We start from the raw sequence: 24,019 nt of genomic DNA on the forward strand, positions 1-24,019 counted from the left end.
GAGAAATAGTGCACGGGGCGCCCCTGCGGCAGCCCTACTGTTTCAACTATGAGCGCGACACCAGCGGCCTCCGGCGGCTATCGGCCCCCGGTGACCCCGTTCGCCGGCTGGGTTCACGACGACCGCGGACGACTCGTGCCGCTGGAGACTGCGCCGCATATCGGCGCATTCGCCCCGCCAGGCACCGGCAAGACCCGCAAGTGGCTGGCGCAGTCGGCAGTGCTGTGGCCGGGCCCAGCGGTGGTGTCGTCTTCCAAGGATGACCTCATGCAGATGGTGGCCTCGCGTCGCTACGGGCCTGCCGCGCTGCTGGATCTGCGGCCCATTGCTGCGCCGTACTATCCGGCCGACCTGCGTCCGTACCGCTTCGATCCCACAGCATGGATCACTGGACTCGAGGATGCCAAGGCCGTCGCTCGCACGCTGCTGAGCACCTCGGCGGTGGCCCTGTCGGGCAGCTCTTTTCGCGGCAGCGACCCCGGCCCCTGGGATGACCTGGCGTTCGCCCCGCTGACCTGCCTGCTGTTGGCCGCCAGTCCCCAAGGGCTGGGACTGGGCATCGACTGGGTGATCGAGGCGGCCGAGGACGTGACCTTGCCCAATCCCTGGCCCACCTCACCGCAGATGAGCACCGATGCCTCCTGGGTGACCGCGGCCGTTTGGTCAGCGAACCGGTATTTCGAGGCCCGGGTGCGCAGCGTCTTGAGCATGGAGGCCAAGCAGCGCGACTCGGTCAAAATCACCGTGACCAAGGTCCTGACAGCCTGGCTGCAGACAATGGAACGTGACAGAGGCTTACCGGTCCTTGATGAGCAGTTCTTGGAGGACCCCAACGCCACCATCTATCTGCTGACGCCCTTCGATGGCACGGTGGCCGCCCAGGCGATCACGCTGATGGACCAGCTGATCAACCGCCAGCGCGTGAAAGTCGCTCAGTGGGACGAGTTTTCCCGGCTGGGCATGTTCCTCGACGAGATCACCAACACTCCGCTGCCGAAGCTGCCGCAATACATCGCGGAGTCCCGCGGCCTGGGGGTGTCGCTGTGTTTCGCCGCCCAGGCCGGCGAGCAGCTCGACGCGATCTACGGCCCGCTGCAGGGGGCGGCGATTCGCGCGGTCGTTCCGGCGTCGCTGCTGATGTACGGCTCTCACGAGAAGGATCTGATGGAGTCGGCGTCATTCTGGAGCGGCAAGACCACCCGCAGCCAACTGTCCTATGACCACAGTCTGGATTCGACGTCGACGAGCCGCACCTTCGGCAATGCTCTTGAGCCTGAGGAGCTTTTGCCACCCAATGACTCGTTCGCGCGGCTGCTGATCCGCGGCACTCCCGGGCGCATGGTCACCCTCATCGACTGGACCGACTTCGTGAAGTACCTCGACGAACTGCGGGCAGCGCGACTCCACAACAGCGGTCGCCGCCCGCGACGACGCGGCCTCGACGCGGCAGCTACAGCATGATAACCGCTGGTGAACAGACGATTTACGCTGCGCCGCCTTCGCGGGTGTCGCCGAATATGCCCGCCTGCACGGTAACGGCTTTGGCGCGAGCACGCAGAGATCTTCAGCACGCAATCCTGATGGGCGTCGACGCGCATCGCCGACGCCAGTACGCACTGTCGGCCCGCGACGAGGCCGCCACGGTGTTACTGGCCGCTGATGCCAGCCCCGAGCAGCTGCGCTATGCCCGGCTCTACCTGAGCGCCGCACAACGCCTTTCAGACACCGAGGCAGCAGCGCCGGACGACCGCACGCAGCGCTACGAGGCGGCCAGCTAGGGCACGCACGGGTAGCCCAGTGCGCCGGGAGACGGCCCCTTGTCAGGGTGCCGGATTGCCTGACTGTGACTGCTGCCCGCAATCGCTGCGCTGCCGCCTGAGGGCCGTGTCGAGGCCGGAAAAATAGTGCACGAGCGACCCTTTGGGGCGTTTTAGGGTCGGAGTATGGCTGATCCCGGCGACAAGTTCGATGAGGTGCGGCGGGCGTGGGTTGCCGGGCACCAGGGGTGGTCGCTGATTCAGCGCCGCCGCGCCGAGCAGCTCGGCCGCCGTGTCCGCGCCCGTCAGCGCAGCACGGTGGCTGCGCTGCCCGATCCGCATGACGATACGTCGCTACCACCGCTGATTCTGCGCGCTGCCAAGTCGCCGACCTCTCAGGTGGAGCTGGTGGTGGTGGCGATCCTGGCGGTGTGTGTTCCGCTGGGCTGGCTGGCCGGCGTGACGATCAAATCCGTTCTGGTCAATCTGATTCCGGGGACGTTGCGGTCGTGTCCGATCGCGGCTCTGCTGTGGTCGGGGGTTGCACTGGGGGCGCCGATTGTGGCTCTGTATGACCCTGCACCAACGTTCGGTCAGATGGTGGTTGTGCCGTGGCTGTGCGTTCAACTGGCGGCGGCCCCGGTGGTCGCGGGGGTGTATGGCATCGCCGAGGGCTGGCTGGCGATCCCCGGCTCAGATCAGTGGTGGCCACTGACTCCAGCAGAGCCCGCGCTCAGTCCCGAGGATGCCGCCGAGATTCTGGGGCCCTACGAGATCACCGGCCCGCCGGTGGTGGAGCCCCGCCCTCTACCCGATCGCGGAGAGCGGATGCCGCGATGGTGAGCGCTACCGGTACCTCAGTGCTGCATAGATTCGGCGGCGGCATCGCGGTCGTCGTACTCGTCGACCAGGGTGGCATCGACGCGCAACTCCTGGGCCAGCCGTTCGTGGACGGTGTAGAGCCGCTTGAGTCGTTCATCGAACGCGCGGACGTCGGCGTGGGCCCGCTCGATCTCGTCGTGCAGTTGGCTGAGCAGCCGATCAGCGACGTCATCAGCAGTCATCGGGGTGGCGGCCTGGTCGTGGACGCGCACATTGCGGGTCGTGCGGGCCGTCACGCTCAGCGGCGCGCCACCCAGCAGGACCACGGCCGCCGATCCGGGTTGCCAGCCCAGGGTGCGGTCGATGCGCAGCAGCGTACGCACGGTAGGCGTGCGCTGCGAGTCGCGGTCGCGCACCGCAGCCAACGTGCTGGGGTGGGGGAAGCCGCGCCGGTTGGCCTCCTCCTTGCTCATTCGCAGCTGGGCCAGCCGGGCGTCGACGAAGTGCATGAGGCGGGGAACGCCGTCGGCTGGAACCGTCATATTTCTCAACCTACCGCACCAGATTCACAAAGTCGGCCAGCAAATCGTGACCGCCGATATATGTCATACACCGACGTTAGGTTGCCCGCATGAAGATTGTTCTGGCGCTGTTTGCCGTGATGGCCGCGCTCACGGCGGTTCTCGCCCTGGCCGTGGTGCAGATGGTCATCAAGCTAGCTCCGCTTCTGGCGCTGCTGGCCGTGGCAGGGGTTGTGGCCAAGGCTGTGCAAGCCCGGCGGCGCCCGCCGCCGCCGCTGATGTCGGCGTTGCCGCCGGCCCGCAGGGTGACTGCTGCCGCCACGGCACCGCCGCGGCCGGTGGGCTGGGCACCGCAGGCCCCGGGTGGCTGGGTGCTGTTGCCGGTGTGGATGGGACCCCCGCCGGTGGCATGGCAGCCGACGCCGACGGTGGTCGACGCCGAGGTGATTGAGGACGACCGCCGTGGCTGACACCTCGCCGATCACCGATGAGTGCTGGGTCGATGACCTGCTGGGTGGCCCTGACTCGTCGGCCGCGCCGCCCGTTGGGACGGTGCACTCCGACGCCGCCGGCCGCGACTTCGTCGACGTCGACGCCTCCGCCACCCCCGACTATGAAGCCCCCGCCCCCGCCGCCGCCGACCTCGACGCCGGGGCCGAGGCCGAGAACGAAGCGCTCACCGACCCGCATCTACCGGCGGCCGCCGCGATCGCACCCGATGTGCCGCCCGTGCAGCTCGACGCCGCGACGGCGCTGGCCGCCGATCGCGACGAATCCGGGGTCGCCCGCGCTGATGCCGGCGCCAAACGCACCGCCGTGGTGCTGGGAGCCGGAGTAGTCGTTGCAGTGACGGCCATCGTGGCGGCGCTGGTGACCTTCAGCGACACCGACACCCCGGCAGCGCCTCGTCCGGACAGTCCGGCTGTGGCCGCGCCGGTGGCTCAGCCTCAGCCGGTTCCCACCTCCGCTGCACCGACAGTCCCCCAGGACCAGTCCATCCCGTATACCGCCAGCGCCCCGTGCGCAGCCGGGTCGACGTCGGCGCAGTCGCTGACTGACACGGCTACCGATTCGGCGTGGGTGTGCGCGCGGGGCTCCCGCGATGAGGCCCTCGAAGGCAAGATCCTCACTGTCGATTTCGGGAAGAGCTACATGGTTTCCGGTGTGGAGGTCACGCCGGGATGGGTCGCGAAAACACCTGGCGGACAGGACCGCTGGCTCCAGCATCGGGTGGTGACCCGCCTGCAGTACATCTTCCTCAACGGCAACGTCGTCTCCGACATCTTCACCCAGGACACCGGCAACGCTCATGGGCCGGTGACCGCGGCCCTGCCGCGACGGGTGCTGGCCTCTCGGGTCAACGTGATGGTTCTGCAGACCTCGCGCCCGCCGGTCTCGCCGGTGCCGGCCACCGATCCCGCCGCCCTGCCGGAGGCTCAGCGGGGCTTGGTGGAATCGCTGCTCGGCGAGGGCGGCGGGCCGCTGTCGGAATCCCCGCAGAGCCCCGAGCCGTACCCGGACCTGACCGTGCCCGACAACGGCAGCGACCCCGTCGACAACACGTTCGCGATGAGCGCACTGAAGTTCCTCGGCTACCAGCCCTAAGAAATGAGATCCCCTGTGGCAGTGTCAAAAACCTGGCAAGGTCGTCTGCACCGGTGGCGTGGTGGCGCGCATCGGGCTGGCGTGATCGCCGTGACCGCCGCCGCGATTTTCGGCGCCGCCGCGGGCTGCAAAGTGTTCTTCGTCCCCGACCGCCCCGACTTCATCGGGATTGCTCAACGCGAACGCAATCAACAAAGCGTCGTGGGGGCGTTCGCGTCGGACTTCGTGGTGGCGTGGCGCACCGCGACGGTGAATCAACGAGACAGCTTGGCGCGCTTCATCACCTTGCCCGAGCAGGGCTTGGCGCTGCCCTCGACACCGGCGGCGGTGATCACCGCACCGCAGGTGGGTCCAGTGCTGCGGATGGGGACCCTCGATGACACCGAGCTCTACACCGCCGTGATCTCGGTCAACGAACGCCCCTATGCCTCGGCCCAACCCACCCGCACCTTCTACCAGGTGCCGGTGTCGCTGTGGAATCGTCAGCCCCGAGCCCTGGACTTCCCGGCCCAGATCAACGATCCCGGCCCGGGCGCAGACTTCACCCTCGACTACCGCAACGCCCTGGGGCCGGAGAGCCCGGTGTTCGCCGTGGTGGCCGGCTTCATCCGCACCTATCTGACAGCGACCAACGGGCTGGATCGATACGTGGTGGCCGGCGCTCCGCTGCGCCCGATCGGAGGCTACCAAAGTGCCGTTGTCTCCGCGGCCGCCACCAATCGCAGCGTGCCCGAGGCCCCGGCGCCGGGGGAGCAGTTGCACGTGCGCGCCACGGTCATAGCCCAGACATCGCAATTTGCCACAGTTAATCTGGTGTACCCGCTGACGCTGGAAAATAGCGGCGGGACCTGGATGGTGTCGACCATAGACTTAGTTCCACAGGTCGGCGGAAACTCCGAAGCTGATCCTGTCGCCAAACCGCATAACTAAGCGCACTAAAAGAAAGGCTGACCACCATGACAGGAAATACCGAATTGCTGGCAGCGTCAGGCCTTTTTGAGGCCGGTAACAAACTGGGTCTGACGGTGCTGGGCTTCTTGGCGCTGGTGGCCCTGGTCGTTGGCGCGGGCTCGGCCATCAAGAAGCTCAAGGAAGGCTCGGGGTCAGCCATCACCGCCGAAATCGGTGCCATCGTCTTCGCGGTCCTCATCGGGCTCTCGGTCGGCATCGCCTCCGCGCTGACCCAGGAAGCCGAGGACTCCGGCATCCGCAACCCGGTCCGCGTCGACAGCGTCTGGGATCGCTGACACCCGTGGGCCAGGACGTCTCCGCCAAGATCTACTCCGATCAGCGCTCACTGCCCATTCACCTCGGCGATTCCGGGGACGGGTTCACCTTGCCGTTCAAGGAGAAATGGCGCGCTCCCGATGCGATCGCCGCCGTGTTGGGCTTCGTGGTGACCGGCTCGTTGGTCACGGCCAACATCAGCAACGGGGGCAGCGCGGTGCGCATCCTGGTCGCCGGCGTGGTGATCACGGTAGTCGCGGTGCTGCTGCTCTCGAAGCTGCCCGCCACCCGTCCGTCGCTGCGCACCCGCACCCGCTGGTGGTGGGAAAACCTGCGCCCGCAGGTCATCTCGTCACATCGACCTCCCCGCTAAGAAGGTTCCCTCATGTCTGTGCCCGCCCCGCTGCGCGCGATCGGCAACCTGCGGCTGACCCCGCAGGGGGTCTACGCCGACTACCTCCTGTCGGGGCAGCCGTTCATTTTCTTGTCCGAGGAGTGGCAGGACCGGGTGGCCGCCGAGCACGCCGAGCTGTGGCGTGCGCTGCCTTCGGGGTCCTCGATCAGTGGCCTGACGGTGCCGGTGGCGCCGCGGGCCACCGTCCGCAAAATGCTGTACAGCCATCCCGACCTGCGCCCGGGGACCACCCTCGACAGTGTGTCCGGGTCGGCGCGGCCCTGGGTACAGCACTGCCGCAGCTGGGAGCCCACCATCGCCGATCACCGCGCCCGCCGGCGCATCTACTGGCTGAGCCTGCCGCTGGATTACGGCCTGGCCGGTCGTACCCCCAGCGGCATGTGGCGGCGCATGGTCGACGCCGCTGTCGGCCGCGATAAGGACACCGATTCCTCGATCGCTGACTACCGGGATCTGGCCGCCCAGATGGTCGCCGCCCTGCCATCGGTCTTCTTTCCCAAACCGGCTACGGTGGAACAGATTTGGTGGCACTGGAACTACATTGCCAGCCGCGGCGTGTGGGATGCTCCGCTGCCGATGCAACCGTTCAACGCCGATGCCACCCTGCCGGGATCGGCGTTCACCCCGGTCTATCTGGACCCAGGGGCGGCCCAGCTGCGCGAGCGGCGCTGGCGGGCGGCCCGCACCGACGCTGATGTCTTCGTGCGCACCTTCCGTGAGCGCACCGACGGGGTTCCTGACTCGTATCAGGCACTGCTACCGCTAGATAGCTTCCCCGACACCGGGATTGCCTGGCCGCGCTCGACCCTGTTCAAGGTCCTCGATGACCTCACGACCCCAGCCACGGTCTTGGACTGGACGATCAACATCACCTTCACCTCCGCTGATGTGGCCGTGTCGACCGCGGAGAACGTCATCGTCAACATTCGCGACCAGTACCGTCAGCGCGGCCGCCACGCATCGAGTTCCGATGAGCTGCTGCGCAAGCTGGCCTCCGGGCGCGAGCTCGCCTCAGAGCTCAAGCGCGGTAGCGCCGAGCGCGGTGTCAACGCCGCCATCGTCATCGCGGCGGCCGCCGGCGACCCGGATACGGTGAACCGGGCCGTCGCCGACGTGGGCCGCACCTACCGCGGCCAGAACATCGGATCTAAGCGGTGGCGCGGCAGCCAACCCACGCTGTGGCGGGCGTTCACTCCAGGTGGGGAGCGCCGCGCCGCCCTCGACGAGTTCCGCAACCCCACCACCACCAGGCGGTTCGCGCCGTTCGTTCCGCTGCTGGCAAGCAAGCTGGGCAACAACACCGGCGTCCCGCTGGGCATGAACTTGACCAGCCCGGGACTGCGCGATGTGGTGCTGCTCGATGTCCTGAATGCGCCGGCCCGCGAGAATCCGGCGAATCTGGTGATCTGCGGCTCACCGGGCCGCGGGAAATCGCATGTGACGAAAAATTTGTGCCGCTCGTGGCTCAAACTAGGTGCCGGTCTGCATTTATTTGATCCCACTGACGCCCGGGAACATGAAACGGCGTTGGCTGATTTTGACGATAAAGTCGTTATTGATGTCAGCCGCATGAATTTCAGTTTGGATGGGTTGCGGGTATTTCCCTATAAAGAAGCCGCAGAACGCACAATCGACCATTTGCTACCGCAATTGGGGTTGTCGCCCCTGAGTCGCGGCGCGCAGCGGCTGTGGGGTCTGCTTGCGCCCGAGTCGCGCGAGGCGCACGGCATCGGCAGCACTGCCCAGCTCATCCGCTACCTGCGCGAGATGCCCACCGCGGCGCGCACAGACGCCGACGAGGACCTGCTGATCGGTTTGGAAGGGCTGGCCGCTCAACGCCTGCTGCGGCCGCTGTTCGACGAGTCGCTGCCGGTGCCCGATATCGCCACCACCCAATGTGTGATGTGGAACTTCGCCGGACTCAAGCTGCCCACCGTCACCGAGGAATACCAGGCCCACCTGCATCAGCAGACCACCCCGGGCCAGCGCGCCGCCCAAGCGCTCTACGGGCTGGGCGCCGAAGTGGCCCAGTCGATCTTTTTCGGCCGCCCCAATCAGCCCGACATGCTGGTCGTCGAGGAGTGCGCGGCCTGGACCAACTCCCCGGGCGGGCAGAAGTGCGCGAACACGATCATCCGCCAGGGCCGCAAAGCCTGGACGGGGTTCTGCGGGATCAGCCAGCAGCCGATCAAGGACTTCGCCGTGCTGGAAGACGAGTTCATTGATCAACGACTGTGCCTGGGCTTCAAGCGATCCGACATCGCCAAGACGACGCTGCAGTGGTGTGACCGCGACCTGGATCGCCACCCCGAACTGCTGGCCAACTACGTCAACAACACCAGCCCCGTGCAACTGGTCGACCACGGTGATGACGCGATCGACGACCGCTACGGAAAAGTGATTCCCGGCCGTGAAGGCGAGGCGTGGTTCCTCGACGAGTTCGGAGGGTTCGGCAAGGTGGCGCTGTTCGCCGCTCCGACCGACGCTCTGGCCGCGCGCTTTGACACCAACCCCCACCGCGCCAAGCAGCGCAGCCAAGCGGCGCAGCGATCATGACCGCCCGTCTGCATTACTGGTACCTCACCCATCGGCGGTGGGGCCGTCCCCTGCTGGTGCTGGCGGTCCTGCACGTCCTGGCGGTCACCGCGACCGTGGCCGCCCCGACAGCCAGCGCCTCGACCAACGCGATGGTGCTCAACTGGACCGGCCTCAAAGACACCTACGGGGTCCCGCTGGGCAACTACTACCTGAGCCTGCCCACCATCCGCGAACAGATCACCCAGGCCGGCCCCGACATCGGCTGGACACCCGACAGTTGGATGGCCTGGACGCTGCACGCCATGGAGACCATGGCGTTCAACGTCACCTCGGCCAGCATCCTCACCGCTGAGGCCGGGTTGTTCATCGGCATCATCGCGTTGGCGCTGTGGCTGATGAAGATGACGGTGAGCACCTACTGGCTGACCGTCATCGGGGAGATCGCCCGCGCGGTCACGAACGCGGTCATCACCGTGACCACGCAGCTGGGCCTGCTGGCGATCGCGATCCCGATTGGGGTGTTCGCCGGGGTGGTGACCATTCACCGCGGCGAAGCCGGGCGCGGTGCGACGATGATCCTGATTGCGTTGACCATGCCGGCGCTGTCGATCGCGATCTTCGCCAATCCCGCCGGTTTGATGTACGGCGAAGGCGGGCTCCTCGAGTTCGCCCGCCGGGTCGGGTTCAGCGTCGCCCAAGCCGCCACCCCGGGCCACAACGGCGCCTTCGACGGTGTCGGCTCCGGCGGGCAAGTCGACGCCCTGACCGCCAGCCTGATCACTCATACCGTACGAGAGCCGTTGCAGCTGTGGAACTTCGGGCAGGTCGTCGATCGCGTCGGCGGCTGTGGTGCGGCCTGGTCGGCGGCGGTCAACCGCGGCGCCCCTGATGGCCCGATCCGCGCGATGCAGTCCTGCGGTAACACCGCCGCGGTGTCCTACGCCCAGCACCTCGACGGCACCAACATCTGGGTCGGGCTGGTGTTCGTCGTCGTCGCGCTGCTGTTGGGTGCGTTCATGGTGCTGTCAGGCTGGGCGGTGCTCAAGGTGTCGGTGAAGGCGATCTACACGACGGTGATTCTGCTGCCGACGCTGTGGCTGGGAGCGATCCCCGGTGCTCCGCAGCGCCGCGCCACCGCCGTGGTGTGGCAGTTTTTCCGCCACGCCATCGAGGTCCTGGTCTACATCGTGTTCGTCAGCGTCATGGGTCTGGCCGTGGAGTCCATCGTGTCGGGCCGACTACCTGCGCAGCTGGGCGGCACGAACCCGTTCGCGCACGTGCTTATGATGGGTGCGGTGTCGGTGGCGGCGATGATGCTGCTGCGCTACATCCGCGCCGACCTGTCAGCCGAACGGCCCGGACCCGGCCTGTTCCGCCAGGCCAGCAGTGTGGCCGTCGGTATGGGCATGCACGCCGCGATCGGCGGGGCCGGCGGCGCCGCCGTCGCCGGGGCGAAGGGGCTGGGGTCACGCTTGGGGCGCGGCGGGGGCACCACGCCGTGGGAGCAACTCGACGCACAGTCCGCCGATGCCCGCCAAGTTCACGGCAGGCCGCAGCCAGGATTTGAGCCGGTTCCCTCCAACCGCCCCGGGGCGGGTGCATCGGCCCCGGGCGAGGGTGGGTCCGGCGCGCAGCACGCCTCCGCCGGAGGCATCGACCCCGGCAGCGGCGCAGCGCCCTCCAGCCCCAGCGGTGGTGGCGAGCCGGCGCTGTCCGCGTCGCAGCCAGCCGGCGGGGGTATTCAGGGCATGCTCACCGGCGTCGACAGCGCTCGCGCGGCCGCGCCCGCCTCCCGGGGCTCCGCACCCACGGCCAGCAGTGCTCAACCACCAGGTTTCGAGGTCCCCGGGGACAGCTTCGGCGCGTTCGACGGACCGGCGACGTCGCTGCCGCCGATGGCTGATCTGCCCGATGCCCGGTATCACGAGGAGGTGCCCCCACCACCGGAGCCGCCCGACGAGCAGTTTCCGCCGCCGCCGGACAACGACCCAGGACCCGTCGGCGGTGCACCGACTACCGTCAATCCCATCACCGACAAGTAGCCAAGCAGGGGAGCCGCGCCAGCCATGACCTCGCCGACCGAACAGCGCCGCGCGTTCGACGCCGCGATGGACAGCTACCGCTCCGGGGACCGGGCCACCGCACTGAGCATCTTCGCCCGCATCACCGTCGACAACCCCGCCATGTCGGACGCCTGGCTAGGTCGACTGGCGTGCGGAGACCAGGAACTCGACACCCTGGCCGGCGCGCATGAGAACTCCCGGGCGCTCTACCGCGAGACCCGCCGCATCGGCCTCAAGGCCGGCGAACTGCACGCCGTAATCGTGGCACCGCTGTACCTGACGCTGCCGGTGTGGTCGCGCGCCACGCTGGCCCTGGCCCACGCCTCAGCACTCATCCGCGCCGACCAGTACGCCCAGGCCGCCGACCTGCTCGACGACCCAGCCATCACCGAGGACAGCCAGGCCGCGCAATGGCGTCAATTCATCACCGCCACACTGCATTACCGCACACGGCGCTGGCCGGATCTGCTCGCCGCCACGGCGGTGTCCCCGCCAGCGGAGGCAACCTATGTCCTTGAACCTGTCAGCGCCGCGGTCGCGGCGCTGACTGCGGCGGCTTCTGCCAGCCTGGGACAGTTCCAAACCGCGCTCGACACCGCCGACAAGATCCACACCGACAACCCCTACGTCAACGCCGATGTGGCGCTCACACGCGGCTGGTGCCTGCGTGAGCTCGGCGACCCCGACGCCGCGCTGGCAGCGTTCCGCGCCGCCGCAGTCGACGGACAGCTGCTGCCCGCCGCCCAGCAAGCCATCGACGACCCCAGCTACCGCCTGGTGGTCACCGACCCCGAAACCATCGCCACCCGCACCGACAAGTGGGACCCGGCCACCGAAACCAGCCGCGCCCAGCGCGACGCCGTCGCATTGGCCGAAGAGCAGAAAGAAGTGCTGGCCCACGCCAAGCGCCGCCTCGACGAACTGATCGGGCTGGAAGGACCCAAAGAGCAGATCGCGGTGTGGCGCACCGAAATTCAGATCGATCAACTGATGGCAGCCAAAGGCGATGAGGCGTCGTCGACCGGCGATAACCATATGGTCTTGGAAGGCCCGCCCGGGACTGCGAAAACGACGTTCGCGCGCATTGTCGCCGAGATCCTGTTCGGGTTGGGCAAGATTCAGCGCCCCGAGGTCATGGAAGTCACCGAAGAGGATCTTGTCGTCGGCTACGTGTCTCAGACCGCGCAACGGATGAAAGAGGTCTGCGAGGAGGCGTTGGGTGGGGTGCTGTTCATCGACGAGGCCTACCGGTTGGTCCCCGAGACCGAGGGCCACAGCTTCGGCAAGGACGCCATCAACACGCTGCTCAAGTACATGGAGGACTTCCGCGACCGGCTGGTCGTCATCGTCGCCGGCTACCCCAAGGAGATGCGCCGCTTCCTGGCCGCCAATCCGGGCCTGGCGTCGCGGTTCAACTTCACCCTGACCTTCACCAGCTACACCCCCGACGAAATCGTGGCCATCGGGCGCCACATCGCGGGCAAGGAGAAGATCGCGATCGCCGAGGACGCGTGGCCCATGCTGCACGCCGAGGCCACCCGCCTGCGCGGCACACCCACCGACGCCGGCACCGCCCTCGACATCGCCGGAAACGGCCGCTACGCCCGCAAGGTCGTCATCGCCTGCAAACGCGAACGCGCCCGGCGACTCAGCAGCAACACTCCTGAAGAGCTTGCCGCCCTGGCCGCCGCCGATCCGTCGCTGCTGGTCGTCAACACCGATGACATGGCCCGCGCCCTCACCTCCTCCCAGAGCGGCGAAATCAACGCCACGGCAAAGCCATGACCGCCTGCAAGACCACGACGTCGCAGGCATCCGAGCCCGACGTGCACCTGCGGGCCACTGACCTCGCTGACGAGCTGCTTCCGGAGGCGGGTTTGCGATCTCGGTTCGACCGGGATGGGCCGAAGTGTTTCCGCATCGTGAGGGAGGAGCTGATCGCCGAGGATCTTCAGCGGGGCCGCGATGTTGTCGGTACGGACCACCGCGGAGCAGCGAGGAACGTGAGCAGGTGTGTATAGGCCGCAGGCGCCGGATTGGATGGTTGAGCACACGCCCGAAGAACTTAAAAGGCAAAGGCAGATCGCCGCACTAAGCAGGTGAAGTCACCGAGTTTGAGCGATGACGTTGTTACGCTTGCTGAGTGGTCGATGTAGAGCATGATGACACCCTGCCAAGCACTCTGTATCACTACACAACCTTCAACGTTCTGCAGAGCATCTACGAGAACGGCGAATTCTGGACGACAAACTCTCGCTACCTGAATGACATTACTGAGACGGAGCTGGGGCCGAAGGCCATCATCGAAACGCTTCGAGAACGCGAGCAATCAGCAAACGATGAGATCACCAAATACCTCGATTCAATCCCCGAAGCTCCCCTGAACCAGGAAGACAAGGACCACCTCAGGAGCATTTCTGAGCGGAGGAACCTCTGGACCGAGCTCCGCGATGTCTGTGGGCAGGCGCTGCGAGACACAAGCTGTTTCATCTTCAGCCTCTCGCAAGAAGCAGACCAACTGAGTCAATGGCGCGCGTACGCGAAAGATGGTGTGTGCATTGGTTTCTCGACGACGGAGTTGCTTGAAAGCATTCGGCAGGCACCCGTCCAAAGCGTCGACATGCGGCATGTTCAGTATTTTGACGGGCGGAAAAGGGTTGTCGAGTTTCTTGATCCCATCATCGACCGCACGCTACAGCGGCGCGACGAATTGATCCGCGACGGATGTGACGCGCTTTCAGTGCGAAACTCACTGCTGGGGCAGGAAATGCTCTTGAAAATCGCTTTCCTTAAGGACATCAACTTCATCGAAGAAGGAGAGGTGCGTATCGCAGCACTCGGCGTGCCGAACCACTTCACACCCAACCGATACGGTCTTGTCCCCCGAATCAAAATCCCGATCACTGCCCACGCGATCCAGTCAGTCATCGTCGGTCCAGGCGCTCATAGCGAACTGAGATGCCAATCCTTGGACGCATACTTCCTCCACCAGCCATTCAATAAAGACCCGTTGTTCGGCCCCGCTGAAATTGATCTGTATGAATCAGCAGTGCCGTACCGCGACTGGTGAACTGTGAGTGGGTCACTAACGCACCTACCTCTGCGCTGCAGTCCAACTGTGTCACTTAGAGTTACGCAGGGTGCTAAGGCGGCAACACTGAACGGTACTTCGGTCGATAACGCGGACGCGGGCCTAATCCCGCAGACGCGCTCGCTTCACGATCGTTTCGCGGACTCTATCGGGCTCGCACAAAACGTCGAGGAGATATAGGTAAGGCAGAAATACCAGGTCGTCTGGTACCTCGCCGGTGTGATGTGCCAGCAGTCGCTCGGCGACCAAATCTTTCTCGCTCTGCGGCCGCCGTATGCCCCCGAAGCCGTGAGTGGCGTTGCGGAACAGCTTCAGTAGCATCGCGGCCGCCCGAGGGGGCTCCCTGTGATGCCCTTGCACGCTGCCGGGGATTCTGACGACCACATTTTGGTCGCCGCGCTGTTCGCGGAAGAAGAATCCGTCCTGCACTCGAAGGAGACTCTCAACTGCCCTGTCGGCAAGCGGCATCAGAAGTGCCGCAACATCATCCGGCATCTTTGTGCGTAATCGCTCTGCGGTCTCTTTTGCGTGGTCGTACCTGCAGAGCTTGTCGAAATCGCAGTCGATGATTCTATCTGCGTAGCTGTCCAATAGCGTGTTCATCAACGCTCTCTGGATGGCGTGGTTGCGACTAGATGTCTGTAGTGCAGTCGTTAGTTCGAACACTTGCCCAAATGTCAGCAGCCAGTGTTGGTGCTCGTACGGGTCGTAGACTCCATGCTTGTTGCTGAATACCGTTGGGTCACATAGATATCCAAACAGTCCATTGAGCCGATTTGTCCACCACGTAATGGCGACCCGCCCTGCAACGGCAGTTAAATTTTCGGGCGGCGCGACCGGCTCGTCCCGGCCTTCGGCGGGGAGTAACTGCATCGGCTCCATCGGTGCACGCCTATATCCTGCGATCCCCATTCCCAAGTTAAAGAGAATTGCAGCGGGTGGACGACCAGTCGGAACACACCAGAATCCCGGAGCCAGGCAACCAAGCAATGGGCCGAAGTAGTGCGATGCGCTAATGGCCCCACGGAACCAGCCCGCTGACGACGCGAAGTATCCACCCTCGTCGCCCAGGTTTGCGATAGTAACCATCGCATCAGGATCCTGGTCGAATCTGAACATGATGGCCGGCAACCGAACCCGATGAATGAGCAGGTCGCTCGCAATGACCAAGTGGGCGGAAAGACCGGAGAACAACAGCTCGCTAGTCCACTCGAAGGGGACTGTACTCAGTGTCGCGCAAGACTGCTCGACTGCTGCGATCAGCTCCTCGTGCGTTGTGCATTTCAGAATGTTCGCCTGGACGCCATGAAAAAGCGCGGCGATATCTGACCCTCCCGCCATGCGATCTTCGAGCATCTTGTCCAACTCGGCGAACCCGGCGATGGCCTCCGGGTCAAGGTGCCCGCCGGGCATCGGCAGATTCCTCAAATGGTCCAACCTGTTGGCGAATTCGGTGTCGTCGGCCAGACCGTGGTGAGCGATAAAAACGTTGTCGTTGTTGGGCCAGACGGCCCATCGGTTGTTGCCTAGTGGCCGTCCGTGCAATCCGAGGTATTCGATGAAACCACGCGGATCTCCTCCGAATAGTGCACCCGGCAGGCTGAGTTCGACTTCGTCCCGCGACATCGGCGGATCAATTGCTCTGTCGGGAACGATCGATCATGCAAGCCACGTTACGCAGTAGATGCTTCTAGCCGATGTTCAGCCCGCGCACAATAAATCCCGGCGCCCTGACGTCATGCTCGCCCGGAAACCGCGGCTCAACAATCTGGCCTGCTGGCGGAGGCTCTGGAGGGGATGGGTCGACAGGCTCTTCTCCGCAAGTCACCCACACCTGTCGGCCGCTTGCGAGGGGTAACGGGCCGTCGAGCAGCCGCCCGGATGCATCCAAAGTGACGCCAGCCTCGGTCATCCACACATACAACAGCGTCAGCCGATCCCACCTGTCGGCGATTTTGATCACCGTTTCCGAGGGGTCGAGTAGCCGCGGGATCGCACTATTCCGCGTTACCGCGATGGCGAAGGCCATCCTGCCGCCGTGGCTGAACGCGGTTGGCTCGAATTCCCAAGACGTATTCCGTCCGCCCGGCACGACCGGTGGGTTGCCGGAGTCGACGTGCTCACGGGTGACCGCCACTCGCCAAGAGTCGTCGGCGTGGAGGGAAACCTTCCAGGGATGTCCCTTCCCGGCGATGTAAGTGTCCTCGCGGTGGGTCCAGATCCGCCACCCACCGCAGCCAAGGCCCTTGTTTGTGCCTTCGGTTATCGCGAAGGCGTATCGGAGGTGGTTTCTAGCCATAGACGTCCTATTCGGGAGCTAACAATGTCACGGATTCGGCGAGAGCGGTCAAACCTTTAGCTAGGAGCTTCGTCGTCGGGTTCTCTGTCATCCGCTCAACTTCGCGGAATCTGTTGGCGGCGGTGACTGCCCACGCTGCTGCATCGCTCATGGCCGGGACGGTAGCGCCGGGCACCGACAGGCCCTCCGGGCCCAATTCTCAGGGTTTGGCCGAAGCATCCGGGTTCCCCATGGTGAAATCGCAGGCGTGCTGGATGCGGGGACTCAGCTAGAACTCAAGGTTAGAACATGGACAGTCGTCGAACCGCTTAATGCGGATGGGGGCGGCTTCGGTGACCTGTACGTCATCCGAGACTTGGCCGGCGAGGAAGCCGTAGCCAAACTTGTCGACAAGGACCCGGGGGCTGACCGTGAACTCTTCATCGGTACCTCGGTAGCCGCCGCCAAGTATCCGAACGTGATACCGGTAATAGACGACGGCGAGCACCAAACGAGTTGGGTGCTGGTAATGCCGAGAGCCGAGAAGTCGCTCCGGAGCTACCTAGACAACGAGGGCGCCCTCGACATGGATGATGTCGTCGACATCCTTCGCGACATCGCTTCAGCGCTCGCCGCTATCGACGGCACCGTGGTGCACCGCGACGTAAAACCCGCAAATATCCTTTTCCACGAGGGCTCCTGGTGTCTTACAGACTTCGGGATTTCACGGTATGCCGACGCTGCCACATCACAAGACACACGCAAGCATTTCCGCTCCGCGCGATACGCAGCACCGGAGCAATGGCGCTCCGAACGTGCGACTTCGGCGACCGACGTGTACGCCCTCGGCTGTGTCGCATACGAACTGCTAGCAGGAGAACCCCCCTTCAAAGGGCCCGAGTTTCGAGAGCAGCATTTGAACGACCCTGCGCCAACACTGCAAGTTGGCACAACCAGACTCCGCGTGTTAATCGAGGAGTGTCTCCATAAGCCGCCCGGAGCGAGGCCGTCGCCAGCGGTGATTGTCAAGAAGCTTGAGCGGATAGCTGGGGAGCCGATTAGTCGCGGCCGATTAGCGCTCGCTGAAGCCAACAGGCAACTGGTGGAGAAGAGGACCGCTGAGCACGCGCAGCAGTCCGCGGAACAAGAAGCACAGCTGCGCCGCGCAGAGCTTCACAAGGCCGCCGTTGCCACATTCGCCCACATCGGAGATGCGCTGACAGAAGAAGTCCGCGACAGCGCGCCGGCCGCTTACCTCAATGACCCCCGACTTCGGATGGGAATCTCGCCTCGGCCCGAACTGCTCTCGGTGAGCATCAACGGGATTGCCTTCGGTGTGACACATCCATATCCGAGCGATTCGCAGCGAACGCAACCGTTCGAAGTCATCTCAGAGGCGACAATTCTGCTGTACCTGCCTAAGCGTAGTAGGGCCGGATGGGCAGGACGAAGTCATTCCTTGTGGTTTTGCGATGCAGTCGACGAGGGAAGATTTGCCTGGTACGAGACGGCTTTTATGTCGTCTCCACTCAGCCAAGGAGGGCGGCCACCTGTCGAACCGTTCCATTTATCTGCCGGGGCAGCCGAGGTGGCTCTCATGGGGGTGATGGGAACCGAGCAGGTCGCGTGGCCATTCGAAGAACTTGACCGTGCGGACCTAGACGACTTTGTTGACCGGTGGCTTGGCTGGCTAGGTGACGCCGCGCAAGGGAGGCTATCAATCCCGCTGACCATGCCGGAAAAGCCTGTAAAGGGCTCGTGGCGAAAGTGAGTCCAACGTCCTGCCGTAACCGCTGCCTGAAAGGGGATTCGTGCCATCCAGTTGGCTAGCCACAAAACTCGACGAATTGATGCTCGACGGACGGCTCGTCCACCCCGACACGGTCGTTTCTGCAATGCCCATCCGCTCCGGCGGCGAAGTTGCTGATGAACTCGGAGGGCGTATGCTTCTTAGATACACCTGGGACATAAAAGAGGCTGGTCGGGACAAGGAAACCTTCGTCACACCAACTCCGTACTCGCAGGAGGAGGTGCCGCATTGGTTGAATTTGCCGAACCGCGCGCTTCAGCGACCGTGGGTGCTGCTCCTCGACCCAGCGAAGATAGATGCGATACAAGGGCCCAGATGGTGCTGCATGGGCCAAGGTATCGAGTACGTCCTTCCGAATGGCTACCGCGACGAGGCTATCTACGGCCCGCATTGGGTGGTTGAGATTCGATGAAACAGTTGTCGGACAAGGCGATTGCAGTAATCGGTGATGCCTTTAACAGCCAAATTGAGGGACTTCGCCTCATACCCGTCTACGGCCCATCGGACCGCGGGGGAGTAGTTGAGTGGATGGCCAAAGTGGACCTCGCCGCGCAGGGGGGCGTAGAAGCTCCCGCGGACCTCAGCGTCTTCGTTTCGCTCGCTGCTTGGTCCGACGGCGATGACAACGAGTTCGCCGCGACGATTGAAACTGCGGGCGCGATTCGCACTTCGCGTTGGGTTGCACGATGGGAATCCGATACTTTACCCGGTGAATATCGCCAGCGGCGACGTCGACGAAGTTGTAGCGATGGCTACCCGCTACCCGCTGGTGTCTTCAGGGCTGGGTGAAGCTATCGCGCGCGCCATAAGCATGGAAGGCTACCGGCCAAAGAACGCCGTGCCACTAGTCGCGGCAGACCACGGGAGTGGTCCTGAGATTCATTACATATAGGTCCTGGCGGACCTTCAAAGCCGCTCCGAGCAAACAAGAGAAAGGGTCGCATTTCAAAAGCGACCCTCCTCCGATTCATTACTGACGCTGCGCTCCTTCAAATGCACACCACGGCCCCCCGTGCCGTTTCGGGCGGATGCGATGAGCCGCTGCCCCAGCCGTTCGGCTTCGTCTGGCGTTGACGACACCTCGTGGTCCAAGACGCCGTACGGAAAAGGCGTCGGCCCGCTGAGAGGCATACCGTCCGAAGGGATGAGCACGTGGCCCTCCTGCCGTGGTCTCCGCCGCGCCAACACCCCAACCCGCTGCGGACAGTCCGGTTCCGCGAACTCTTCCAGCGACAGTGACACATATAGCGTCAGACCACATAGCATGAACTGCTGGTGAACTCGGTTCGTGCGCAGTAGACCGTGGCGCGCGGTACTGGGATTGAAATACCGGTACTGAATCTGTGCTTGTGGGGTCCGCCGCCGCCGAAGAGATTCGCATTAGAGTTCGAGGCCGTCGATGTCGCGCCCGCGGTCGCGGTCGCGTTCGGCGACGGTGGCCATCCGCTGATAGGCCGCGGCCGCGGCGCGACCGGCAGCGCTGTGTTCGCGCCACACCGCGCTGCGGGCGCGTCGGCGGTGCTCCTGGGCGATCAGCAGGTCGCTGACGGGTTGGGGGAGTAGGTCGCGCTCGGTGCGTTCAGCTTCGGCGTGCATGGTGCGGGGCCGGTCGTCGTTGGCCAGGATGGTGCGGAAGTGGTGGGCGGCCGCCCATTTGTTGCCGCGCCGCAGAACGTGGATGTCAGCCCCGGAAACCAGTCGTGAGTGTTCGTGGTCGGCTTCGCCGCTGATCCGTTGATAGACGTAGGCGTGGTTTTCGTCTTTGGCGCGGGTCATGCCGACGTAGGCCATGGCGCGGCTGGAGGTGTCGGCCAGGATGGAATGGCACACCCCAGGAGTGGTCTTGGTGCCCACGGTGACTCCTTGGGCGGAGTGCACGGTCACCGCGTAGCCGAGGGTGACGTTCTGGCGCAGGTAGTCGCCGTCGAAGACGACACGTGCTTTGTCGGTGAGCCGTTCGGCGGCCACGCGATTGGTCTTTTCGTCGATACCGGCCACGCGCCACCGGTTGCCGTTGCGGACCTGGTCGACGGCCTGGCCGGCGGGGTGCTCAGCGCCGGGGTGAACGGGGATGCTGATGTCGTTTTCGCGGCTGACGATGATGTCGCCGACAGCGATGCGCTGGTCGCGGGCGGCCCGCGCGGACGGCCCGTCGCCGACCAGGGCGTTGTGGACGCGCTGGTTGAGCGCGTCGGCCATCTCCCAGGAGTCGCAGACCATCAGTGAGTCTTTCCCGGCCGCCCGGTCGGCCAGGTAGGCATCGCCGGCGTCTTTGGCCATCGCGATCGGGTCGCCGGTGTGCAGGCGGCCGTGCTTGCGATACCAGCCGACGGCCTTGCGGAGGCGGTTGCCGTGTCCGGACCGCAGCGCCAGCGAGGCGTCGCGTTCCTCGGCGCTGCGCATCCGCCACACTTCGCCGAGGCGCTGCGACCAGGGCAGGTCCCCGCACAGATGCTCGAACATGCCGCCGCGGGCTTTCACCGGCGCCAGTTGGTAGGGGTCCCCGACGAGCACCATCTTCGCGCGTCCGGCGACCGCGGCTGAGAGCAGCTTCTTCAGCTCCGGGGTGCCGACCATGGAGGCTTCGTCGACGACGACCACGGTCTGCCGGTCGATGGCCAAAGTGTTGTCCTCGATTAGCTTGAGTGCCTTGGCCACGGTCAGGCCGCGGTCGCCGGCTTCTTCCTGCATCGCTTCGTCGACGGCTTTGCCGGTGGGGGCGAGCACGAGCACTTCTTTGTTCGCCCGGTGCGCAGCTGCACGCAACGCTTTGAGGGAGTGAGTTTTGCCAGCGCCGGCCGGGGCCTGGAGGGGCTGCACCAGGAATGGGGAGACGGCGATATTGCGGATGGCGCGTTCTTGGTCGGCGGAGAGGTCACCGAGATCGGCGGCGCGCACGTCAAGACGACTGCGGTTGTCGGAGGTGTCAACCATGCCCAGGATGCGGGATTCCTCGAGCATGATGGCGTCGACGGTGTACCTCTCGTGCCCCTCGCGGTGGTGCGCCTCGCGGGGGGCGCTGATGCGCACACCGACGTCGTCGACGAACGCTTCGATGAGCGCGCGCGGTTCCCCGACCGCGTCGACGGGCAGCTGCGCGCCGACGATCTCGACCATGTCGGCGCGCGTGAACGCGGCCTTGTCGATGTGCGCAGCCATGTGCGCGATGCGCGCCCGGTCCAGGGGGGTGCGCGCGTGTGTGCGCCGCGCGTCGCGCGCGGCGAAGTGCGCGTCGCGGTCCAAGTCGAGACCGCGCGCGTCGGCGCGCCATATCGCTTTGAGTTCTTCCCAGGCGAGCTGCTCGGGTTTGGTGGGCCGGGTGGCTTTCTGCGCGGTCGCCAGCTGCGCGGCGGTCGGCTCACCGTCGACGACGACGAGGTTGTCTTTGGCCCATTCCCGCAGCCGGGTCGACCGTTGCGACCACGCCTTGATGCTCGCCGCGGTGACACCGGCGATCTCGGCCATGCCGGAATGCTCGTCGACGTGCTGCCATTCGTAGCCGCGCTCGGCGTGCAGCTCGTGGCGCAGCGTGGCCTGGTAGATGACCCCGGCAGCTTTGGCTTCGTGATACAGCGACTTGGAGTCGATCGACACCAACCGACCATCGGCTCTGACCTGCCGATTGGGCACGATGACATGGGTGTGCAGGTGCGGGTCCCCACACCGGCTCGTCTCGTGCTGATAGGCGATCGCCACCAGCCCGGGCAGCCGTTGCAGATCTTTGTTGCTGGTCAGCGGGTTATGCACCCGCGTGTACCCGGCATGTTCGTGCAGGTAGGTCATCGCGGCTTCGACCGCTTTGACGTGAGCGTTCTGCATGACCTTCTCGGCCACGTCATCGGTCAGCGACCGCAGCAGCGACACGCTCTTGGGCGCGGCGAACATCAGGTCAAACCCGTGCACCCCGTTGGTTCCGAAGGCCCGGCCGGCCTCCCCGCTGGGGGTCACTCCATCGTCGAGCCAGCGCGCCGCGGTCTCGGTGTCAGCAAACCCGCCGTCGAGCGCGGCGCCGTCGAGTCCGGTGGTCTCACCGACGGTGGCTTTGTCGCCGACCACGACCCAGGTCGGGACGCGAGTGTCACCTTCGGAGTAGTACTCGCCCAGGCCGCCGCCGGCGGCCTGGCGGTCCATCGAGGCTTGCCGGGCCTGATTGGCGGTGTCGTTGTAGTAGCCGATGCTCCAGCGACTCAGCCGCGAGATCGTCAGCACGGTCGCGTCGCCACCAGACCACCTCACCAAGCCGGACAGGCCGCCGCCGGGCGGCCGGGGTTCGGGCGCGCCAGCGCCCGAACCCGAGTATCGCACAACGTGTGCCAATGTGCCGGAAGTCTGTTGGGTGGGAGCGGAGCGGAGGCGGAGTGGGTGTGCGGCAAGGGGGTCGGTGGTGAGGAATTGGTGCCAGTGTGAGGTGAGGGGCGGGCTTAGGGTGAGGGGGATGGAAAGAGTTGGGGTGTGGGGGACGAAGGGGAGGTGAGTGGGCTTGTGAGAGGTGAGGGGCGGATCGGCGGCGCGGCGCGAGTGGCGTGGACGCCGGTCGCGCGGGCCTGGCGTTTGGTGCGGGCGTGGCGTCGGGTTGAGGCGGACCGCAGGGCGTGGCTGGGGCAGCTGTGTGAGCGGGCTGCAGCGACGGAGCAAAGGGGGTGAGGATGGGCAAGATTTGGGCGGCGCTGGTGGCGGTGGCTGCAGAAGGCGCGGTGTTGGCGTGGCTGGTGGGCGGCCAGCTGTGGGAGTGGATGAGCGCGGGGCTCAGCGCCGGCATCAGCTATTGACGTCGGAGGGGACCGGAGGAAAAAGAGAGCCGGCACGCTGTCTGTCTCAGGACAGGGCGTGCCGGCTCTTTGGTGTGTGGGTCAGGGCTCGGTGTGGACGCTGACGCGGTGGTCGAGTTTGAGCAGTCGGGCCAGTGGTGGCACGTCGCCGCCGTGGCGGGCGGCATGTGCTTCAGCGGCGGCGAGCAGAGCCGCGGCACGGCGGTAGTCGGCGGCAAGGAAGGCGCATTGGGCGGCCAGGACATAGGCCGCTGCGGCGATCGGCCGCGGGCCCAGGTGGGCGGCGATGCGCTCGTAGAGCTCCGCGGCGTGGGCCTCGTGGCGGTCGGCGACGCCGGCGAGGTGGCGCGCGTGCGCGCCGGTGAGCACGGCGGCGGTGCGCTCGGCGAGGTCGGCGGTGGGCTCGGTGCGCGCGATGAGCGCGGCGCGCAGTGCGCTCAGGGTGTTGAGGGTGTCGGTGTGCGGCATGGGGTGTCCTTTCGCGGTGCGCGGTGTGCGCTCGGGGGTGATGTGCGGTCGTGCCGTGGTGTGCGGTGCTGCGTGCGCGGCGCACCCCGGGCCCCGCGGGGTGCGGGGTGCCGGGGTGCGCGGTGGCGCTAGCGGGTCGGGTCGGTGGCGGCGATGAAGGCTTCGGCGTCGGCTAGGTAGTACTCGGCGTGGCGGAGGTCGTCGGGGGTGGCGTCGCCGGCGAGCAGGACGGTGACGGCGTTGTCGCGGGCGGACAGTGCGTACTGGCGTCGGCGGTGGGGGTCGTCGGCGGCGGCCACAGCGGTGTGGATGTCGGTGCGGGCGTGGGCCAGCACCGCTGCGGTGCTGGGACCGGCTGTGTTGAGGTTGCTGGTGGGGTCGTGGTCGGTGACAGCCCAGGGGTTGGCGGCGAGGGTCATGGTTGTTCTCCGTTCGTCTACGGTGTTTGCTGCGCCGGTTAGCGCTGGGGTTGCGGGGACCGGCGGGGTGGCGCGCGCCACCCCGAAGAGGCCGCGCCGAACGGAGCAGGGTTTTCGGCCCGCGCGAGCAGGCGCGCAGCGCCTTGGCGAGCTGGCGTTGGGCCGAAAAGGTCACTCGGCCTGCGCAGTTCGGCGCGGGTGTGGGTTGCGCGTGACGGGGCCTCGTCGGTCACACT

General features: G+C 65.7%; 22 protein-coding genes. 15 read left to right on the plus strand and 7 right to left on the minus strand.

All coding sequences use genetic code 11. The features are described 5' to 3' along the window. Nucleotides 1-48 precede the first annotated feature (48 nt). The 3 genes from ACAG24_RS24220 to ACAG24_RS24230 all read left to right on the plus strand — a co-directional run bounded on the left by ACAG24_RS24220 (nt 49) and on the right by ACAG24_RS24230 (nt 2,600). Nucleotides 49-1,461, plus strand: a complete 1,413-nt coding sequence (locus tag ACAG24_RS24220) for a type IV secretory system conjugative DNA transfer family protein (protein ID WP_370476011.1) — start codon at nt 49-51, stop codon at nt 1,459-1,461. Between the two features lie 80 nt (nt 1,462-1,541). Continuing rightward, nucleotides 1,542-1,778: a hypothetical protein gene (locus ACAG24_RS24225; RefSeq protein ID WP_370476010.1), complete on the plus strand. Its 237-nt coding sequence runs from the start codon at nt 1,542-1,544 to the stop codon at nt 1,776-1,778. Nucleotides 1,779-1,943: 165 nt separating this feature from the next. Further along, the gene (locus ACAG24_RS24230; RefSeq protein ID WP_374150797.1) at nt 1,944-2,600 is read left to right on the plus strand and encodes a hypothetical protein; all 657 of its coding nucleotides are present in this window, start codon (nt 1,944-1,946) and stop codon (nt 2,598-2,600) included. Between the two features lie 14 nt (nt 2,601-2,614). Here the strand turns inward: ACAG24_RS24230 and ACAG24_RS24235 are convergent, their stop codons facing one another. Continuing rightward, entirely contained in the window at nt 2,615-3,121 is a 507-nt protein-coding gene (locus ACAG24_RS24235; RefSeq protein WP_370476008.1) for a hypothetical protein, read from the minus strand. An 89-nt stretch (nt 3,122-3,210) separates the two neighbouring features. Between ACAG24_RS24235 and ACAG24_RS24240 the strand changes: the two genes are divergently transcribed. From ACAG24_RS24240 to ACAG24_RS24280, 9 genes are all read left to right on the plus strand, one after another. Continuing rightward, the gene (locus tag ACAG24_RS24240) at nt 3,211-3,570 is read left to right on the plus strand and encodes a hypothetical protein (protein WP_370476007.1); all 360 of its coding nucleotides are present in this window, start codon (nt 3,211-3,213) and stop codon (nt 3,568-3,570) included. Beyond that, nucleotides 3,563-4,705 (plus strand): hypothetical protein, encoded by a 1,143-nt coding sequence (locus tag ACAG24_RS24245; protein WP_370476006.1) that lies wholly within the window; start codon nt 3,563-3,565, stop codon nt 4,703-4,705. Before ACAG24_RS24240 ends, ACAG24_RS24245 begins: the two co-directional genes overlap by 8 nt. Nucleotides 4,706-4,786: 81 nt before the next feature. Beyond that, nucleotides 4,787-5,635, plus strand: a complete 849-nt coding sequence (locus ACAG24_RS24250; protein ID WP_370476005.1) for a conjugal transfer protein — start codon at nt 4,787-4,789, stop codon at nt 5,633-5,635. 26 nt (nt 5,636-5,661) lie between these two features. Next, the gene (locus tag ACAG24_RS24255) at nt 5,662-5,952 is read left to right on the plus strand and encodes a hypothetical protein (RefSeq protein WP_370476004.1); all 291 of its coding nucleotides are present in this window, start codon (nt 5,662-5,664) and stop codon (nt 5,950-5,952) included. Between the two features lie 5 nt (nt 5,953-5,957). Beyond that, the gene (locus ACAG24_RS24260; RefSeq protein ID WP_370476003.1) at nt 5,958-6,305 is read left to right on the plus strand and encodes a hypothetical protein; all 348 of its coding nucleotides are present in this window, start codon (nt 5,958-5,960) and stop codon (nt 6,303-6,305) included. A 12-nt stretch (nt 6,306-6,317) separates the two neighbouring features. Continuing rightward, nucleotides 6,318-8,903 carry an ATP-binding protein gene (locus ACAG24_RS24265; protein WP_370476002.1) on the plus strand — a complete coding sequence of 862 codons (2,586 nt, stop codon included), beginning with the start codon at nt 6,318-6,320 and terminating at the stop codon, nt 8,901-8,903. Further along, nucleotides 8,900-10,927, plus strand: a complete 2,028-nt coding sequence (locus ACAG24_RS24270; RefSeq protein WP_370476001.1) for an ICP22 family protein — start codon at nt 8,900-8,902, stop codon at nt 10,925-10,927. Before ACAG24_RS24265 ends, ACAG24_RS24270 begins: the two co-directional genes overlap by 4 nt. 24 nt (nt 10,928-10,951) lie before the next feature. Then, nucleotides 10,952-12,733, plus strand: a complete 1,782-nt coding sequence (locus ACAG24_RS24275) for an AAA family ATPase (protein ID WP_370476000.1) — start codon at nt 10,952-10,954, stop codon at nt 12,731-12,733. Nucleotides 12,734-13,091: 358 nt separating this feature from the next. After that, the gene (locus tag ACAG24_RS24280; protein ID WP_370475999.1) at nt 13,092-14,018 is read left to right on the plus strand and encodes a DUF2971 domain-containing protein; all 927 of its coding nucleotides are present in this window, start codon (nt 13,092-13,094) and stop codon (nt 14,016-14,018) included. 123 nt (nt 14,019-14,141) lie between these two features. Here ACAG24_RS24280 and ACAG24_RS24285 read toward each other — a convergent pair whose 3' ends face one another. The 3 genes from ACAG24_RS24285 to ACAG24_RS24295 form a co-directional block, all read right to left on the minus strand. Continuing rightward, nucleotides 14,142-15,665 (minus strand): hypothetical protein, encoded by a 1,524-nt coding sequence (locus ACAG24_RS24285; protein WP_370475998.1) that lies wholly within the window; start codon nt 15,663-15,665, stop codon nt 14,142-14,144. 64 nt (nt 15,666-15,729) lie between these two features. After that, a complete protein-coding gene (locus ACAG24_RS24290) occupies nt 15,730-16,176 on the minus strand; it encodes a hypothetical protein (protein WP_370475997.1) in 447 nt (148 codons plus the stop codon). Nucleotides 16,177-16,345: 169 nt separating this feature from the next. After that, nucleotides 16,346-16,489 (minus strand): hypothetical protein, encoded by a 144-nt coding sequence (locus ACAG24_RS24295; protein WP_370475996.1) that lies wholly within the window; start codon nt 16,487-16,489, stop codon nt 16,346-16,348. Between the two features lie 96 nt (nt 16,490-16,585). Here ACAG24_RS24295 and ACAG24_RS24300 point away from each other — a divergent pair, with 96 nt between their 5' ends. Then, nucleotides 16,586-18,088 carry a protein kinase domain-containing protein gene (locus ACAG24_RS24300; protein WP_370475995.1) on the plus strand — a complete coding sequence of 501 codons (1,503 nt, stop codon included), beginning with the start codon at nt 16,586-16,588 and terminating at the stop codon, nt 18,086-18,088. A gap of 40 nt (nt 18,089-18,128) precedes the next feature. Next, nucleotides 18,129-18,539 carry a hypothetical protein gene (locus tag ACAG24_RS24305; RefSeq protein ID WP_370475994.1) on the plus strand — a complete coding sequence of 137 codons (411 nt, stop codon included), beginning with the start codon at nt 18,129-18,131 and terminating at the stop codon, nt 18,537-18,539. A 968-nt stretch (nt 18,540-19,507) separates the two neighbouring features. Here the strand turns inward: ACAG24_RS24305 and mobF are convergent. Continuing rightward, a complete protein-coding gene (mobF, locus tag ACAG24_RS24310) occupies nt 19,508-22,336 on the minus strand; it encodes a MobF family relaxase (protein WP_370476033.1) in 2,829 nt (942 codons plus the stop codon). 437 nt (nt 22,337-22,773) lie between these two features. Here mobF and ACAG24_RS24315 point away from each other — a divergent pair, with 437 nt between their 5' ends. Further along, nucleotides 22,774-22,896, plus strand: a complete 123-nt coding sequence (locus ACAG24_RS24315; RefSeq protein ID WP_370475993.1) for a hypothetical protein — start codon at nt 22,774-22,776, stop codon at nt 22,894-22,896. Nucleotides 22,897-22,977: 81 nt separating this feature from the next. Here ACAG24_RS24315 and ACAG24_RS24320 read toward each other — a convergent pair whose 3' ends face one another. Together ACAG24_RS24320 and ACAG24_RS24325 are read right to left on the minus strand one after the other, a co-directional pair. Beyond that, nucleotides 22,978-23,364, minus strand: coding sequence for a hypothetical protein (locus ACAG24_RS24320; RefSeq protein ID WP_370475992.1), 387 nt, complete (start codon nt 23,362-23,364; stop codon nt 22,978-22,980). Nucleotides 23,365-23,492: 128 nt separating this feature from the next. Further along, on the minus strand, nt 23,493-23,783 hold the full coding sequence (locus ACAG24_RS24325; RefSeq protein WP_370475991.1) for a hypothetical protein: 291 nt from the start codon (nt 23,781-23,783) through the stop codon (nt 23,493-23,495). Between the last annotated feature and the right edge of the window lie 236 nt (nt 23,784-24,019).

Origin of the sequence: Mycobacterium bulgaricum (genome assembly GCF_041287165.2) — a bacterium.
GTDB classification, from domain to species: Bacteria; Actinomycetota; Actinomycetes; order Mycobacteriales; family Mycobacteriaceae; genus Mycobacterium; species Mycobacterium bulgaricum.